We start from the raw sequence: 15,382 nt of genomic DNA on the forward strand, positions 1-15,382 counted from the left end.
AGTTAACAGCCATCACGTTTAGTGATAGCTTAAGTATAAGTACCCCATTTTGTATTGAGCGAGAGATAACATGTACAGTTTTGAGCAACTAAAAGTCTTCGTCACGGTGTGTGAAAGTGGCTCTTTCTCTGCCGCCGCTCGCAAACTGAAACGAGCTCAGTCTGGGGTAAGCCAATCGATAGCCAACCTCGAAATTGCCATTGACCAAGAGCTGTTTAACCGAGAGAAAAACATCCCCGTTTTAACCAGCAAAGGTAAAGCGTTATTGCCTGTGGCTAAGTCCATTCTTGACCAGCAAAAGTACTTCGATCAAAAAGTAGAATCGCTGACCCAAGAAGATGAGCACGAACTGATCATTGCGGTTGATGAAAGCATCATAGATAAGAACTTCATTAAGATAATCAGCTCACTCGCCGATCAATTTCCAATCACACACTTCGATATCATTACCACCTCAACCTTTGATGTTGAAGACCTAGTAAGACGAGGAAAAGCACAGATTGGCATCATCTACGCGGATGGCGAACTGAAGGTCGATATGGATTTCTTTTTGCTGGGCCAAGCGCGTTTCCTAACTGTTAGCTCTGCCACTCACGAACTGAGTCGCATGTCCGTTGTACAAGACTCAGACCTAAAGCGCTATCGCCAATGTGTGCATCGCAGCTCAAAACAACGCGAACTGTGGTTCACCTACGGTATTAGCTCGATGCTTTGGTACGCCAACAACCACAAGACCATTGTTGATCTCGTTGAACAGAACGTGGGTTGGGCTAATGTGCCCGAGATGATGGTGATGGAAGGCATTCAAAAAGGCGACCTTGTGGCGTTGCCTGTTTCGCACGAGCATGGTGGTTGGATTACTCCAGTGGGATGTTTGGTGTCTCGCAGCCACATCAATGGCCCAGTTCTCACCAGCCTTATTGAGCAGCTTAAGGGGCACTCACTGCAGTACAATCAATGGCAAGCCAACTAGCCTCCCCTGTTTACAAATCATCTCTATTTTCAAAACATCGTCAATTCAGAGATTCAATATCGGCATGGAACACACCACCGCTACCCCATTTTCACTTTTATTGCTGATAAAGATCTTTATCGTTTAGACAAAACACCCTAGTTGATGTCCCAAAGTGACATAACTACTATGCGGTCCCAACGGGTTTGTCTTTTCAAACGAATATCGACAGACCCAAATCGCTCTTTAACACCACTGACCCAACTTCAAATCTCCCAGATAAGCGCTCAGCCTTGCTGTTGCTTATGTCGGTTTCAAATAGATCACTTTTTGAATTTAATTCGCCCCAGTTTATGAGTGCTCTTCGAGTGCTTTTTTATATCTAAATGAACCTTTTGGAAAATTTGTCGTGAACGTTTTAAGAAACATTTGCCCTGAGAGAATGGGTAAAGAGCGTAACAAACGAGAGTATGATTTACGCGTACTTAATTGTGTCAGTGAAAGTGAATATGAATCGCGTCTGGCGGTTTGGAACAGCCTAGCGTTAACTGCTACTCCGTCTGCGTCGGAAACAAAAGGCTTCATCGATGAGTCTTTCAACAAGCTTCAACAAGACCTGAAAGAAGCTAGCCGTGAGTTGTCGATTAACTACACAGACTTTATTGCGATGGCGCATGAAGAGATCAACTACATTAAGGTGTTTGTTGCTGATAAAACCTCGCAATACGGTTGGTATGCTGCCATCGCTCTGATGATTATCGGCACGGTTGCTCTTTGTATTCAGTAAGATAGGCACGTATTTTATTGGCTACTACTGCGAGTGCTTTAATGCGCTCTAACTAGAAAACAAATGACTCATTTCATTTGTTTTCTAGCTTCTCTACACTCACTCTCCCATTAGAGATAGCAAATCCTGCGTCGCTTGTTTTGGGCTTTCAGCGTGACATATCGCTGACACCAAGGCCAATCCATGAATACCTGTCTGAACCAACTGCGGAATGTTCGACTCGTTGATTCCACCGATACCCACAATTGGCAACTTCGTTGTTTCCAAAGCCATTTGAATGCCTTCATAACCCCAGTGTTTCTTTAGATTCGTCTTGGTCGGTGTGTCAAAAAGCGCACTGAGCCCAATGTAATCAATCGGTAAACTATCGGCTTCTTGTAGCTGTTGTTCAGTTTCAATTGATAACCCAAGAATCTTGTCTGAACCAATCAACTGACGTGCTAACTCTGCAGGCATATCCGATTGACCCAGATGCAAACCATCGGCGTCGACAGCCAATGCAACGTCCACTCGGTCATTGATGATCAGCGGAACACCGGAGCCAGCCAGAATCGACTTAACCGCTTGTGCTCGTTCAATGAAGGCTCTTACGTCCCCATGTTTTTCTCTTACTTGAACCATAGTAACGCCACCCGCGACCGCTTGTTCAACCACGAACTTAAGCGTTTCTAAATCTTGTTGGTCATCCGTTACTAAGTAGAGCTTATAAGGGTTCATTTCGTACCTTTGGAGTCGATGTCTAAAATTGGCGTTGCACCATTTTACCGACAAATCACATCATGTGCATGGAAGTTAATACTAAATTAGCTCAATGACACACGCACCATCAGATACACAACTCGTTGAAAGCGTGCCGAAAAATCTGAATTTTTTAACTAAAGCGTTACTTATTACACAAAGAATTCACTTCAAGCATGCCCAGAACGCTGTTTTATGAAATACTCCACCGTGAAGGAATCAGGTAAATATAGGGATAGTTATGCGCCACCTTTCTATAGCGCTCAAGATCAAGCTGGGTTATGCCATCTGCTTGCTCTTTTTCGTCATTTCAGGCCTTGTGAGTTACAAAGGTATTCAAACCTTGTCGAACGGCTTTAGCCAGTACAGTGAACTCAGCCACAAGGCGACATTGTCAGGCAACATTCAAGTGCACTTTCTTCAGATGCGTTTAGCTTCTGAACGTTACTTAGAGTCATTGGATGATCAATACGAAGCGAATTATCAATCGAGCAAACTTGCGATTGATGAACTGCTGAACAACTTAATCCAAACCACCACCAATACTGATAGCTTGTCGAGCCTGAAATTAGTGCAAGACAGCGTCGCAGCGTTTGATGCGGCTTATGGTTCAATGAAACAGAGCCAACTGCTCATTGACCAGTTAGTGAACGTGGAAATGGTCACACGAGAAACCAACGCACTGAAAGCGGCTCAGAGCTTGTTGTATGAGTCATACAATAACAACGATCCAAACGCGAGCTTGTACGCAGGCATGTTGATGGAGAACTTCCTCGCCGCCAAGATCACTGTGCTGAGTTACTCAAACAACAACGACCTCAAAACCTATGAAGCTGGTAAAGACATTTTTGAATATGCTCTGCCAGGTATCGAAGGCGATATTGAATCTCTTAAATCATCTCCTTATCAAAGTGAACTGATTGAAGATTTCTCTAACCAACGTGAAGCCTATGCGAAAGGCTTTGAGCAAGTTCATCAACAGATGATTGAGAACACTCAAAGAACCGCGACCCTCGCCTCTATTGGCGACAGCTTAGCGATTTCGGTAGCTGATGCTCAGAGCATTCTAGAACAACAGAAACAAGCATTAACACCAGAACTGCAAGCCAGCGAAAAGCGCTCGATTCAAATCATCATATTGCTGACGGGTGTGGCTTTAGTTATTGGCATGACGAGCGCCGTGTTGGTGACTCGCTCTATTACTAAAGGCATCGCACAAGTTAAACAGATCACCAACGAGCTTTCTCAGGGCAACCTGAATGTGGAAGTGAACATTGAGAGCAAAAATGAGATTGGCGAACTGCTGACTAATATGGAGATCACCATTGAGTCTCTGCGCGATATTGTTGGCCAAGTGAACCGTTCTAGCGTGCGTATTGGTGAGATGTCGGAGTCACTCAATCAAGTGACCAATAACAGCTCGACCAACGCAACACAATTGAACAGTGAAATGATCAATATCTCTTCTGCCGTTGATCAATTAGCTTCCAGCACATCAGAAATTGCGGCAAGTGCTAACCACGCGTCTCAAGTTGCCAACCAAGCCACCGAGAATGTGGCGATGGGACTGAAAGAAGTAGATAAGACACTGCATGAAATTGGTAGCGCCGATGAAAGCATGCAGGTAAGCAGCCAAAAAGTGACCGACCTACATAAAGAGTCGATGAACATTGGTGCCATTCTTGAAGTAATCAAAGGCGTTTCTGAGCAGACCAACCTGTTGGCATTGAATGCGGCTATTGAAGCTGCGCGCGCAGGTGAACAAGGTCGCGGATTTGCAGTAGTAGCCGATGAAGTAAGAACGCTCGCTAAACGTACCCAAGACTCTGCTAGCCAGATTGATGAGCTCATCACCTCACTACAACGTGGCGCTAAAGATGCGTTAGAGTCTATCAAAGAGAGCCACAGCACGGTTTCAGACGCTTCAACGCAGGCGCAGCAAGCTTCTCAGAACTTACATGTGATTAATCAACACATCCAAGATCTGAACCAAGCCAACAGCCAAATCGCGGTGTCGGTTGATGAGCAGGATCGTCTTACCAAATCACTGGGTGAAAACGCGCAAGGTGCAAACACTATTGCTCAAAGCAACCAAGAGTCGGTAAGCAGCATTTCAGGTGCAGCGAGCGACTTAACCGAGGTTGCTCATCACCTAGAGAGCCAAGTTAACCGATTTAGAACCTAGCCAGCCAGTCTATACACAGCTGACACAGTTCCAAACCAGTAATAAAAAGCCCCCTACACATAAGTGTCGGGGGCTTTTTTAAGTTAATCTAACTCTAACTTGTGGCTTAGAGTTAGATTAGCCCTACTGAATCTTCAAGCGTTGAATCAGAGTCTCTTCGTCTAACTGATACAACTCATCAAGCAAGTTAATTTGCAAGCTACCTGGGCCGCGAGAGTTTTCAGCCGCGATTTCACCAACCACACCTAATACCGCTGCTGCCGCCAAACCACTGTCATCACCAACAGCCGCGAAAGCACCCGTCAATGCAGTTAAAGTACACCCCATACCCGTCACATACGGCATCATTGGATGACCATTGTTTAACGTCACAACACTGTCTTTGGTGACAACGTAATCCGTCTCACCAGAAATCACCACATTTGCGCCATATTCAGCCACTAAGCATTGCGCAGCGCCTAATGCAGCATCACTGCTATCCAACGCATCAACGCCTTTGCTCTGCGCTTGTTCGCCCGCTAACGCGATAATCTCAGACGCGTTACCACGAATGATCAACTTATCGGCTAAGCGTGCAATTTCACGAGAAGTCTCGGTACGCAACGTACTTGCCCCACAACCCACAGGGTCAAGAACCACAACCTTGTTGTTCGCGTTCGCTTGCTCAACAGCAAAACACATTCTTGGCGTCCAAACACTGTCGAGCGTGCCGATGTTAATCACCAAAGCACCAGAGAAAGACATCATCTCTGCCAGTTCTTGTTGCGAGTGCGCCATAATAGGCGAAGCGCCAATCGCCAATAACGCGTTGGCCGTGTTGTTCATCACTACATAGTTAGTGATGTTCACAACCAGTGGTTTTTGCTCTCGTACTGCGCGTAGCGATTGAATAATTTGTTCAGTAAGCATGGGTAAATCCTTATTCGTGAAAGTCGCTTTTAAGCCGCTGTTGAATCATCAAGAGCATTCAGCCCTTGCTGCCAAAAAGCCACTTCCATACGCGTTGCCGTTTTGAAGATATGAACGATGTTCTGACCGCGCTCGCTGTTGATATCAATTTCAGCAAGCAGCTGATTGAAGTATTCTGCGCCCGTTGCCACGCCAGATTGGAACTCTTCTCCGCCGTAAAGCTGAAGCCAGCTCGCGTATGGGTTGCCTTCTAAAACAGTATCGCTGCTTTCTAATAACGCTTTACCGATCACAGCGTAACCAATGGAACACGGAGCCAGTGCCGCATATAAGTCGACAAGATCACCCGTCATGCCTGCATCCAGAACGTAGCGCGTGTAAGCAACTGTACCGAAATCTTCCGGCTCATTTTCTAGGTCAGATTCGGTTAAACCCCACTGACCACAGTAAGTCACGTGGTGAGAGATTTCAGAATCTAGCAGAGCATGAACACTTGGCAGTGCACGACGCATATCAGCCAGTGTTTTTGCCTTGTAAATCGCCAACGCATAAGCACGGGCATACTGTTTCAAGAATAGAAAGTCCTGCTTCAAATAGTGCAGAAAACACGGCTGAGCAAGAGTGCTATTCGCCAGCGTTTTAACAAAATCATGCTCGGTGTAGTCTTGCCAATCTTGCTGACAGGCTTGGATTAAGTCTTGGTATTTCATGAGATTCCTTAGTCAAAAGTCGGTACGTAGTCAGCGGCTTTGGGTAGTGATTTGATAATGCCTTTGTCGAACATGAACTGTGCGTAATCGTCGTAACGTTTTAGATCAACCGCTGAAGGGCGAAGTGCAAAACGAGTCAGTGTGTCATTCCATGCGCGTTGGTTAAGCTCGTTATTCAACGTATCTGGTGAATACGCAACAAACTCGCTCCATGACTCTTGTGGGTGGTTCACGATGTAAGTTGTTGCTTGCTCCAATGCTTTGTTGAACGCTTTGATCGCTTCATCATCGTGCTGCTTTGCGTTCGCAACAAAGATAAGCTCATCGTAAGCTGGCACACCGTGCTCTTCTGGGAAGAACGCTTTTGCTTTAAAGCCTTCAAGGGCTAACTGGTTGGTTTCGAAGTTACGTAAGCCACCCCAGATTGCATCTACCTTGCCCGATGCCAATGAAGATGAAAGTGCCCAACCAACATTGATGGTTTGCACGTCTGTAAACGCAACATTTTCTTGCGCTAGCATGGTGCCAATAGTCGCTTCTTCGTTTCCTGCGATCGCAATACCGATCTTCTTGCCTTTCAGATCCGCTAGTGAATCGTTCTTGCCGTTATCCAGAACCATTAGTGTGTTTAGTGGCGTCGCGATAAGGGTTGATGCACGAACTAAAGGAAGACCCGCTGCCACATCCATGGTTAAACTTGGTTGGTAAGTTACCGCTAAATCGACCTTACCTGCTGCGACAAGTTTCGCTGGCGTGCTTGGGTCTGCTGGTTCTTGGATTTCAACCTCTAAGCCTTGGTCAGCGAAGTAGCCACGCTCTTGAGCAATCACAATTGGGCCGTGGTTCGGGTTCACAAACCAATCCAACATCAATGTCAGTTTCTTTTGTTCAGAATCCGCCAATGCATGACCTGAAACTAGCGAAGCAAGCAGTGCCACTGCACCTACCAATTTGGTATTTTTCATAGTTAACCTTTCCTTTTGAATATTATTCTTATATTGAGCGAAGCCATCATTGGTTTTCCCAAGGGATAGCTTTTTTGAGTAACTTGTCTGTGATGAAGTAGAGCGAGATAGATAGCACCGCCAAGATGAACAAGGCAGCAAACATCTCATCAATGATCATGCGCGCGTTGGCCTGTAGCATTAGGTAACCCAGCCCTTCGCTCGAACCAACCCACTCCCCGACGACGGCACCAATTGGGGCAATCACCACAGCCACACGAATGCCAGACGCTAAGGTTGGCAGTGCAGCAGGAAGTTGGATATGGCGAAGCAATTGCCATTTCGATGCACCCATCGTCTTGGCAAGATCGAGATAGCCTGTCGGTGTATTACGTAGGCCGTCGTAGCAACATGTGGTAACAGGGAAGAAGATAATGATCGCCGCCATCACCACTTTTGACGCGATGCCATAGCCAAGCCACAACATCAATACTGGCGCAATCGCAAACACAGGGATCGCTTGGCTAGCGATTAAGATAGGTAATAGCCAACGCTTTAGCGGATCAAACATCAGCATCTGCAGGGCGAAAAACAGCCCCATCGACAAACCGAGTAACAAGCCAAGTAGGATCTCTTGCGCAGTCACCCATGTGTGTTTGAGTAACACATCGTAACGTTCAATCAGCTTTAAAAAGACTTCTGCTGGCGTGGGCAGAATGAAGCTCGGCATCTCGAAGATAACGACCACCATTTGCCATAAACCGAGAATCACGGCGCTGCTGATAAGCAAACGCATAACGGGATTCATCTGACGAGGACGTTCAGTGCTCGCCTGTATGTCGGTTGAATGAGCCACAGCTTCGCTTCGCGTTAGATCATTCATAATCACGCTCCAACTGATCTAAGATCGCTTGTTGTAACTCAGCACATTCACCATCTAACACTCTTGGTGTGGCCGTGTTGGGCACAGATAAAGACTGAGCGTTCGCAGGTGTGCCTTGCAACACATACAAATTATCCGCCAAGCGCACTGCTTCTTGTGGATCATGGGTGATCAACACAACGGTTTTACCTTTTAGCAGTTCACACGCTAAGCTCTGTAGTTTGTGTCTTGTTACCGCATCCAGCGCAGAGAACGGTTCATCCATCAGCACCACTGGCTTGTCTTGCATTAAGGTTCGAGCCAAAGCAACACGCTGGCGCATACCACCAGACAATTGATCCGGCATCGCATTCGCATAATCAGCCAAACCAACCGCAGCTAACAACTCGAGTGCTTGATTGGTTTGCACTGCTTTATCAGAAGCTGGATTTTGAAAGCGATGACTCAGGCAAACATTGTCGATGACCGATAGCCATGGCAATAACAAATCCTGCTGCGCCATGTAAGCGATGCGATCCGTTAATGGCAATTCATCAGAGGTTACCAATGTGCCCTGCCACTCCACCTTGTCGTCCAGCAAGCCTGCCAGATAACGCAATACCGTAGTTTTTCCGCAGCCACTTCGACCTAGCAATACCGTCCACTTACCTGCGTTTAAGCTAAGCGACAATCCCGATAAGGTTGCGTGCTCACTGTCGTTATAACGTAAAGAGGCATTGCTGAGCTGAACACCCACCGTATTAACGGACATTCCCGTGCCCAGCGAAGAAGTGATTTACGGGCCCATGACCTTGGCCGACTTGCAACTCATCAGCATGACCAATCGCGCGCGAAATGTATTGTTTGCCTAGCTCAACAGCCTCTGACAGCGTGTTGCCTTGCGCTAAGAAAGAAGCAATAGCAGATGAAAGCGTACAACCCGTACCGTGGGTGTTTTTGGTAGGAAAACGCTTCGCACTAATCAAAGCAGACGTGGTTGGCAGAATCAGTAAGTCGTTACTGTTCTCATCCTTCTCTAAATGACCGCCTTTGAGAAGAACGGCTTTAGCACCTAGTGCACGCAGGTCTTCAATCATATCCTGCATTTCGGCTTCGCTTTCAGGCACAGCTTTGCCCGTTAGTGCTGCGCCTTCCGGCAAGTTAGGCGTAATGATGTCTGCCAACGGAATCAGTTCTTGCTTTAGCGTCGTAATAGCAGAGTTTTCTAAGAGAAGGTCACCACTTGTCGCGACCATTACAGGGTCAATCACTAAGTGTTTAGGTTGGTATTGTTTGATTTTGTCCGCGACGACTTTGATGATTTGCGAATCGGCCAACATGCCGACTTTCACAGCCACGATATTCAGATCAGTGAAAACCGCATCTAACTGGCTAGCGACATGGTCGAGTGGAATAGGAAAAATGGCGGAAACGCCTTGCGTGTTCTGGGAAGTGATCGCGGTAATTACCGAACAAGCAAAACTACCTGTAGCAGACATGGCTTTAATATCAGCTTGAATACCGGCACCTCCGCCGCTGTCTGAGCCAGCGATCGTCAATACAATCGGAGTGTTCGTGCGAATCGAACCATCAGCAGAGTACTGTGAAACTGAGGTTTTTGGCGTTAAATCTTTTGAAATAGAACTGTGTGTCATTGTCGCTCCTACTATCTTACAAGACGTAGGAGAACGAACACCGATCGAAGGAGAAGTCGCATTGGGTTCATGAAAAGTCTTCATGAGTGCAGACATAGATCGAGTGCTTATAGTTCCCTACGCCAGTGTTAACTGAATCAGGTTCAACGGGTCTCGATTAACGATCTCAGCAAACACCAAATAAGGTATATGCCCCCCGACTATTGATAGCGATAGTAACAGCACTCTCACAACTGAGATACTGATTTTATTCAATTATAAGAATTACGCATGAATAAACTTCAATTAGGCTCAACAAAACAAATACTTATAACGTTCCTTTAGATGGCTTCGACTGTATCAACAAGCACAGCACAATCAGAAACATACCTAGCCAACCTATAAAAGGAATCAGCTCACCGACAACACAGACGGCAAGCACCGCTGCGACTACTGGTTCGAACAAGGTCAGCAGATTGGCACTGCTCGCAGTCACGTGGCGTAAACCAAAACTGAACGCGACATAGCCCAAGCATTGTGGGATTAACGTCAGATAACTAATGACTAATACGTTAGTCTGCGAGGAAAACAGGTTCTCACCCGTAAACCAGAGCGTTGGCAGCAACAACATCGCGCCGAGGCCAAAAATACTGCCCATCGCCGCTTGTGACTTAATCCCTTTATCGATCAGTGCTTTTGTCGCCCAAGAATAAATGGCGTAACACAACCCCGCGACCAAACCTAAAGCAATACCTAACAGCTTGAGATCATCACCGGATTCATTCGTCGATGAAGATTCTGAAAACACCAACAACCCAATACCCACCACACCAATCGCAAAGCTAGTGAGCCAACGTTTGTTGATATTATTCTTTTTGCTAATCAGACACTCTAACAGTGCCGAAAAGAAAGGTGCGGTCGCAATCGAAACCACGGTTCCAATCGCCACACCTGATAATTTCATTGAAGAATAGAAAGCTAAAGGATAGACCGCCAAAGCCAAAGCACTCACTGCCAACAGCTTCTTGTTCTGCAAAAGCTTGTCGAAAGCGAATAGGATTTTTCGATACGCCAAGCCCGCTTGCATTAAGCCACCGACGCCCATAGAAAAAGCACCAATTGCTAATGGGCTTAGATCAGGAGCAAAACTTGCGACGGTGCCTGTCGTGCCCCATAAAATGGAAGCAAACAAGATGGCTAAAGTGCCCGTTTGGAATTCGTTAACGCGATTGATGGCAAGATTCATTTCTATTACCCAATTTTCAGTTCTGAAATAGATAATAGTGAAGATTGATGAAAATTAGTTTGCCGAAAGGACGCTATTGTTGTTTCTAAAGACTCTCTTTCATTGAGCCTAGAAACGCCCTTGGGGACATGCCAAAGTGCTGAGAGAAACGACGACTGAAAGCAGATACATCACTATAGCCCACATTTTCAGCAATCAATTGAACCGGTAAATCGGTGTGGGTTAACAAGGCTTGAGCTTTCTCCATACGATATCGAGTGATGTATTTAAGCGCACTGATACCCAGACATTCTTTGAAGCGTTTTTTAAATTGAGTGGGACTCAAACAGGCCGTTTCTGCAAGTTGCGAAATGGATAATGGCTGGGTGTAGTTATCCGCAATCAACCTCTGTACCGCACGGATTCTTGGGTCGATGTTCTTGCTCACTTGTTGTTGCTCTAACAGCAGCGAAAACACATCCACGATTGATGACTCAATACCACTATCGACCTGATATTCCAGCTGCTTCTCAACAAACAACAAGAAGCTCATCAAAGGTGGCGTTATCGTGAAAACCGAGAGCTCATGCTCCAACAAGTGCTGCGGCAACTCCGCCATATCCGCGACAATAAACCGCGCTGCTTCATCCGCCTTAAACGCATGCGCGGTGGTTACTGGAATCACCACACATTCGCCCACGGCCACTTTGCCGACATACCCCACCATCTCGATATTGATACTGCCTTGGATCGGCAATACCAATTGATGATGGTCATCATGAGCATGAGTATTAAATTGCTTAGTGTAAGATCGAATGCTTAAGCTAGATTTCATGAGCAACGCCGGAGTACATTTCGCTAGGTTAAAGTAAGAGATACAACGTTACATTATCACTTCCCTAGAGTCACACTCAATGATCATCAAATTCATGCTAACTAGGTGACATGATCAAAAACGGCCTCCAAATAAGAGGCCGTATTTATTCGAATGCTAAATCACGTCAAAGATTTAAAACGATACTTGGTTATCCTGACCAACCACTACCTGAACACTATTTTGAACATCATAGATTTCAAAACCATCAGCAACCGGATCAGCATTGTCTTCATCACTGTCGTACTGCGCAGTACAGGTATAACCCAATGAGTAAGTACCTGGATCAATGAAGCCCAGAGAGAACTCATAGTTAGTCTGTGCTTCATTCATTGCTACTGACGCTGAAGTGATCGGTTTCACTTCATCACTGCCGCCAATCGGAGCCATGTTAGCTTTAGCGATGTCACCTTCATACAAATAAACCGATTGGACGAAGGTATTGTAATTTGTAGGGTTACAAGCTCCAAAAGTTGTTGTCGCTACAGTACCTTCAATGTTTCCTGTCTCAACCGTATTAATAAGGCTTACAGACGTTCTTTGAATGGTGTAATCAGGGAATGTCGAACTGTTCTTTAGGCCACGTCGAAGATCGAACTCGACAACAAAATCGTTACTTTGTTGATTCACATTAAATGAGTTATTAAAGTAAAGTACGCCAGCATTATCTTCTTTACCCACGCCTTGCGGGCACGCGCCTTCACCTTTCACCGTTAACTCACGATTCGTATCATCATTTTCTACCACGTAAGATGGATCTGTTGGGTGATCGCCATCATTCGCAAACACACACAACTTATAGCTGCCTACCGGAATGACCTCATTTTCAATCAAAGGAAGCGCCTCGCTGCCTTGGTAATCCAATAAATTCACACTTAATGGAATAGGGTCCTCACCATCTGGCAATGGATCGCCATTTTCATCAACGTAGTCGCCGTTTTCGTCCGTTTTATACACATCATATATCAGTGGCGAACCTCCCCCTTGAGGAAGTAAAGCGACCTTGCTGAATGTCACGGTGACGTCTTTAACATCATCAATGGGCGCATCACTCACGCTCAAAGTAATGGGTGTCGTACTGCTTGATGATCCTGAGTCTCCGCCACAACCAACAAGCCCTGCCAACACAAGGCTCGCTAAAGCCGTTTCCTTTAAATATTTCATAACTCATTTCCTATAAAATCACTGCTCAATAAAGGGCTTATTCGAGTGCCCTCTTATTCTTTCTCTTGTTGTGACCCATAAATAAACAGCGCTATTGTTTGATGTTTATATCCCTACTATTCAGGGCATTCCTCATCCAAAAAACACTGTTCATCAAGGTGCACATATCAAGTCGCACATAGGTTAATTAAGTCTAGTAAGTAAATTGTCAGTAGCAACACATATTTGGCAAAGGTGCTGTCAATTGTGTTGAAATAGTCGTTGAGTAGAAAATGGGAGGCAGGGATTGAAAGCAACTTGATCAAAGTGAATAATCGCCACCAAGATCAAAAAAGGCCGTTAAGACAGCCTCTTGCTGAACTTAAACGACCTTTTCATTGAATTTTGATTAAGCTAAGACGATATCAGCTCATTCAAACTCACTTATTTTTGAAGTTGCTCTTTAGCGGCTTCAACCTTAGAAAAATCTAGGCCAAGCTCTTCAACTGCTTCTTTGATTAGCGCAGGGTTTTGCATTACCTGACCCATCAGCATTTGAAGCTTATCTTGTGGTAAACCAAGTTGGCTGATTGTCGCCATTGCTGCAAGAGGGTTCTCGGTCAACGTCTTGAATATCTCGCTGATCTGCTCGTCGCTAATATTGTTCTCTTTCAACATTGCTAAAATCGGGTTCATTTTTTTGCCTTTGAAACACTAAATTAAGTAGGAGCACAGCATACCATCTAGCTGTGCTCGATTGTACTAACAAGTGACGCTTTGGTTTAACGCGAACCGCACTTTTCCCAAACGCAAAGAATGCTTGGGCTTAACGAGATTCCAGTGGGTAAGAGCGGTAGCTCCACATCCCATACGTTCTAAGAGCGTCACGGTAGATACCTAACAGTTCACCATCACTCGCCTTCTTAAGATCTGCGAGTGGCTTGTCTGGGTAAGAAACCGTATCAAAAGTAATGCCCTGAGGGCCGGTTTGCCAGCTAGCGATTTCAAACAGAGTTTGACCACGACGAACATGGCTTGCCGAGCTAATAATGGTCGCGTGCTTAATATCATGGCGAGCAAGTGCGTAGCTACTGAATAAGGCATTGCCTACCGTGCTGGTCGCGTAATTCTCTTCGATGATGCGATCTTTGCTTACCCCTTTCTCGATAAGCCAATCCGCCATTAACTTACCTTCAGTCTTGTGGTTCTTGGGCACGCCACCCGTTAACACGATCATCGCATCTGAGTTCGCCTTAGCCATCGCCAATGTTGTCTCAAGACGCTCAATCAAAATTTGATGCATAGAGCCGTCTGGATTAAGCGCATAGCCCAAAGTGACAATCGCGCCATGATGATCAAGCAAGCCTTTATCCGCAGACTCTTTCAACGGTGTTTCTAACACGCGGTCGACCGTAGCAAAAATGCGTTTGATGTCTTCTGCTTTACCTTTGTTCAGGCTTTCCAGTTTCTCCATGTGCTTATTGGATTCACTTTCATTGCCTTCAAATCGCTGCCAAACCGCAAGGTAAGCATGAAGATCAACATCGTCTGGTGCAACCGTCAGCGCTTGCTCAAACAGCTCAATAGCGCGCTCTGCATTCTTGTTGTAGATCTGAGCGTTCGCTGCCGAGATAAGCAAATCAGTACGGTAAGGTTCTAGTTGGTAAGCTTCTAACAATCGGTTAGTCACAATTTCCATGTTGCTTGGCATTTTAGCCGTAAAGCCCGCGTGAGAAATTCTTGCCGGAGACTTAAACGCCTGCAACGCATCAAGAAGTAATTGGTCGACAACTTGTCGCTTAGTCACCAACTGCGCGTAATCCGCAGAAGCCTGTACTGCGCCGTCGTTAGCAGCAAAAGAATAAGGTGTTGCGCCACAAGCCAGCATGCCACCAAGAGCGAGGGCGATAATGTTCTTTTTCATGAAAAGATCCTGTGTCGTTAAGTGTTCACATCAGATTTGCTCACCAATGTAAGTCCCTAAGATTAAAAAACCGTGAAGCACACCTTAATCTCTAACGTTTATATTCATTTGTTGCATAAGGTGTGGCAGCAGATCACGATTTTGAACTTACCAATAAGCCTGTGCATCCAGATAATTCTGGTTTGAACCAGTGCTCAACGTTTTTGTTGGAATATCTGACTGCGGATTTCATACGCCCTATCCCGCCAAAAACCACCCATCACAAATCCGAACTCCGCATAAAGCAACGAATCAAAAAAACCACTTTAAGCTCATTTTTTCAACAACTTAAAATCCAACACACTGAATCGCGCGATTTTACCCCTCGCTCAAATAACGAGGTCTTCAACACATAGAGTTGGAATGCAGGGCAAGATCATGAAAAACCCATATGGAATAAGGGATGACGTGAAGTCATATTTTCACTAATTAGATACTGAAGTCACAATAACCTCA

The 15,382-nt window shown here is 45.6% G+C and carries 15 protein-coding genes and 1 riboswitch; of the genes, 3 read left to right on the forward strand and 12 right to left on the reverse strand.

Annotation, left to right across the window (positions count from 1 at the left end; translation table 11 throughout):
* Window positions 1-70 precede the first annotated feature (70 nt).
* Together AB4209_RS18915 and AB4209_RS18920 are read left to right on the forward strand one after the other, a co-directional pair.
* The gene (locus tag AB4209_RS18915; protein WP_229647329.1) at window positions 71-973 is read left to right on the forward strand and encodes a LysR family transcriptional regulator; all 903 of its coding nucleotides are present in this window, start codon (window positions 71-73) and stop codon (window positions 971-973) included.
* Window positions 974-1,394: 421 nt separating this feature from the next.
* On the forward strand, window positions 1,395-1,739 hold the full coding sequence (locus AB4209_RS18920; protein ID WP_372056909.1) for a thiamine-phosphate diphosphorylase: 345 nt from the start codon (window positions 1,395-1,397) through the stop codon (window positions 1,737-1,739).
* A gap of 99 nt (window positions 1,740-1,838) precedes the next feature.
* Here AB4209_RS18920 and thiE read toward each other — a convergent pair whose 3' ends face one another.
* Entirely contained in the window at window positions 1,839-2,456 is a 618-nt protein-coding gene (gene thiE / locus AB4209_RS18925; protein WP_372056889.1) for a thiamine phosphate synthase, read from the reverse strand.
* Between the two features lie 262 nt (window positions 2,457-2,718).
* Here thiE and AB4209_RS18930 point away from each other — a divergent pair, with 262 nt between their 5' ends.
* Window positions 2,719-4,662, forward strand: coding sequence for a methyl-accepting chemotaxis protein (locus tag AB4209_RS18930; RefSeq protein ID WP_372056891.1), 1,944 nt, complete (start codon window positions 2,719-2,721; stop codon window positions 4,660-4,662).
* A gap of 123 nt (window positions 4,663-4,785) precedes the next feature.
* Here the strand turns inward: AB4209_RS18930 and thiM are convergent, their stop codons facing one another.
* The 11 genes from thiM to AB4209_RS18985 form a co-directional block, all read right to left on the reverse strand.
* Window positions 4,786-5,571, reverse strand: a complete 786-nt coding sequence (gene thiM, locus AB4209_RS18935) for a hydroxyethylthiazole kinase (protein ID WP_372056893.1) — start codon at window positions 5,569-5,571, stop codon at window positions 4,786-4,788.
* A 29-nt stretch (window positions 5,572-5,600) separates the two neighbouring features.
* Window positions 5,601-6,281, reverse strand: coding sequence for a thiaminase II (gene tenA, locus AB4209_RS18940; protein WP_372056895.1), 681 nt, complete (start codon window positions 6,279-6,281; stop codon window positions 5,601-5,603).
* A gap of 8 nt (window positions 6,282-6,289) precedes the next feature.
* Window positions 6,290-7,246, reverse strand: coding sequence for an ABC transporter substrate-binding protein (locus AB4209_RS18945; protein ID WP_017081987.1), 957 nt, complete (start codon window positions 7,244-7,246; stop codon window positions 6,290-6,292).
* Window positions 7,247-7,292: 46 nt separating this feature from the next.
* Window positions 7,293-8,108, reverse strand: a complete 816-nt coding sequence (locus tag AB4209_RS18950; protein ID WP_372056897.1) for an ABC transporter permease — start codon at window positions 8,106-8,108, stop codon at window positions 7,293-7,295.
* Window positions 8,101-8,859, reverse strand: coding sequence for an ABC transporter ATP-binding protein (locus tag AB4209_RS18955; RefSeq protein WP_372056899.1), 759 nt, complete (start codon window positions 8,857-8,859; stop codon window positions 8,101-8,103). The genes AB4209_RS18950 and AB4209_RS18955 overlap by 8 nt, the downstream gene beginning before the upstream one ends.
* Entirely contained in the window at window positions 8,849-9,742 is an 894-nt protein-coding gene (thiD, locus tag AB4209_RS18960; protein WP_372056901.1) for a bifunctional hydroxymethylpyrimidine kinase/phosphomethylpyrimidine kinase, read from the reverse strand. Before thiD ends, AB4209_RS18955 begins: the two co-directional genes overlap by 11 nt.
* Window positions 9,743-9,839: 97 nt before the next feature.
* A riboswitch (TPP riboswitch) is annotated at window positions 9,840-9,951 on the reverse strand.
* A gap of 98 nt (window positions 9,952-10,049) precedes the next feature.
* A complete protein-coding gene (locus tag AB4209_RS18965; RefSeq protein ID WP_372056903.1) occupies window positions 10,050-10,967 on the reverse strand; it encodes a DMT family transporter in 918 nt (305 codons plus the stop codon).
* Between the two features lie 85 nt (window positions 10,968-11,052).
* Entirely contained in the window at window positions 11,053-11,781 is a 729-nt protein-coding gene (locus AB4209_RS18970) for an AraC family transcriptional regulator (RefSeq protein ID WP_065677006.1), read from the reverse strand.
* Between the two features lie 174 nt (window positions 11,782-11,955).
* Window positions 11,956-12,984: a DUF4382 domain-containing protein gene (locus AB4209_RS18975; protein WP_372056905.1), complete on the reverse strand. Its 1,029-nt coding sequence runs from the start codon at window positions 12,982-12,984 to the stop codon at window positions 11,956-11,958.
* Window positions 12,985-13,407: 423 nt separating this feature from the next.
* Window positions 13,408-13,659, reverse strand: a complete 252-nt coding sequence (locus AB4209_RS18980; protein WP_009844829.1) for a DUF2999 family protein — start codon at window positions 13,657-13,659, stop codon at window positions 13,408-13,410.
* A 130-nt stretch (window positions 13,660-13,789) separates the two neighbouring features.
* On the reverse strand, window positions 13,790-14,887 hold the full coding sequence (locus AB4209_RS18985; RefSeq protein ID WP_372056907.1) for an ElyC/SanA/YdcF family protein: 1,098 nt from the start codon (window positions 14,885-14,887) through the stop codon (window positions 13,790-13,792).
* Window positions 14,888-15,382: the final 495 nt, after the last annotated feature.

Source organism: Vibrio sp. 10N.286.48.C11 (assembly GCF_041469805.1).
GTDB lineage: Bacteria > Pseudomonadota > Gammaproteobacteria > Enterobacterales > Vibrionaceae > Vibrio > Vibrio crassostreae_C.

Bases quoted from the DNA above. Each gene is read 5' to 3' on its own strand.
- AB4209_RS18915 (WP_229647329.1), top strand. From the start codon at position 71: ATGTACAGTTTTGAGCAACTAAAAGTCTTCGTCACGGTGTGTGAAAGT.
- AB4209_RS18920 (WP_372056909.1), top strand. From the start codon at position 1,395: ATGGGTAAAGAGCGTAACAAACGAGAGTATGATTTACGCGTACTTAAT.
- thiE (WP_372056889.1), bottom strand. From the start codon at position 2,456: ATGAACCCTTATAAGCTCTACTTAGTAACGGATGACCAACAAGATTTA.
- AB4209_RS18930 (WP_372056891.1), top strand. From the start codon at position 2,719: ATGCGCCACCTTTCTATAGCGCTCAAGATCAAGCTGGGTTATGCCATC.
- thiM (WP_372056893.1), bottom strand. From the start codon at position 5,571: ATGCTTACTGAACAAATTATTCAATCGCTACGCGCAGTACGAGAGCAA.
- tenA (WP_372056895.1), bottom strand. From the start codon at position 6,281: ATGAAATACCAAGACTTAATCCAAGCCTGTCAGCAAGATTGGCAAGAC.
- AB4209_RS18945 (WP_017081987.1), bottom strand. From the start codon at position 7,246: ATGAAAAATACCAAATTGGTAGGTGCAGTGGCACTGCTTGCTTCGCTA.
- AB4209_RS18950 (WP_372056897.1), bottom strand. From the start codon at position 8,108: ATGAATGATCTAACGCGAAGCGAAGCTGTGGCTCATTCAACCGACATA.
- AB4209_RS18955 (WP_372056899.1), bottom strand. From the start codon at position 8,859: ATGTCCGTTAATACGGTGGGTGTTCAGCTCAGCAATGCCTCTTTACGT.
- thiD (WP_372056901.1), bottom strand. From the start codon at position 9,742: ATGACACACAGTTCTATTTCAAAAGATTTAACGCCAAAAACCTCAGTT.
- AB4209_RS18965 (WP_372056903.1), bottom strand. From the start codon at position 10,967: ATGAATCTTGCCATCAATCGCGTTAACGAATTCCAAACGGGCACTTTA.
- AB4209_RS18970 (WP_065677006.1), bottom strand. From the start codon at position 11,781: ATGAAATCTAGCTTAAGCATTCGATCTTACACTAAGCAATTTAATACT.
- AB4209_RS18975 (WP_372056905.1), bottom strand. From the start codon at position 12,984: ATGAAATATTTAAAGGAAACGGCTTTAGCGAGCCTTGTGTTGGCAGGG.
- AB4209_RS18980 (WP_009844829.1), bottom strand. From the start codon at position 13,659: ATGAACCCGATTTTAGCAATGTTGAAAGAGAACAATATTAGCGACGAG.
- AB4209_RS18985 (WP_372056907.1), bottom strand. From the start codon at position 14,887: ATGAAAAAGAACATTATCGCCCTCGCTCTTGGTGGCATGCTGGCTTGT.